General features: G+C 67.0%; 2 protein-coding genes. One reads left to right on the top strand and one right to left on the bottom strand.

Annotated features, from left to right (window positions below):
* Positions 1-422 (top strand): protein translocase subunit SecF (locus GEV06_29150; protein MPZ21905.1); only part of this gene is annotated, 422 nt, incomplete at its 5' end.
* A gap of 48 nt (positions 423-470) precedes the next feature.
* On the opposite strand, the gene GEV06_29145 is transcribed toward GEV06_29150, so the two are convergent.
* Positions 471-578: hypothetical protein (locus GEV06_29145; GenBank protein MPZ21904.1), on the bottom strand; the 108-nt coding region annotated here is incomplete at its 5' end.

Below are 578 nucleotides of genomic sequence, written 5' to 3'. Positions count from 1 at the left end.
CGACATGTCACGACCTCGTGGTGACCGTCGCGATGCTGAGCCTCGCGGGGTACGACCTCGACCTCAACGTGGTCGCCGCTCTTCTCACTGTCGCGGGCTACTCGGTCAACGACACGATCGTCATCTTCGACCGCGTCCGCGAACGCCTGCGGGGGATGGGCTCCGTGGCGATGGACGCAGCCATCAACGCGGCCATCACCGACACGCTCGGCCGAACGATCATCACGTCAGGGACGACGGTCGTCGCGGTGCTGGCGCTGTACCTGTTCGGTGGCACGGCCCTTGGTGGTTTCGCGTTCACCGTTCTCGCCGGCATCCTCGTCGGCACGTGGTCGAGCGTGTTCGTCGCGGCACCGGTGGCGGCGGTGGCGGGGCGACACGCGGTCGCAGAAGGCAAGAAGAACCGGGTGGAATCGCCGTAACTGGCTAGCGGCGGGCGCGCATTTCCACCATGCCACGTGCTCGATCGTCTACCGCGCATTGAGCCGAACGGTCCCGGCCGTTCCGTCGACCTCGACGACGTCGCCATCGCGCAACCGCTCCACGACACGATCGATACCGACCACGCACGGCTTGCC

Origin of the sequence: Luteitalea sp., assembly GCA_009377605.1 — a bacterium.
GTDB lineage: Bacteria > Acidobacteriota > Vicinamibacteria > Vicinamibacterales > Vicinamibacteraceae > WHTT01.
Note: the sequence above shows the minus strand (reverse complement) of the source record. Positions and strands in the feature narration are given on the sequence as shown.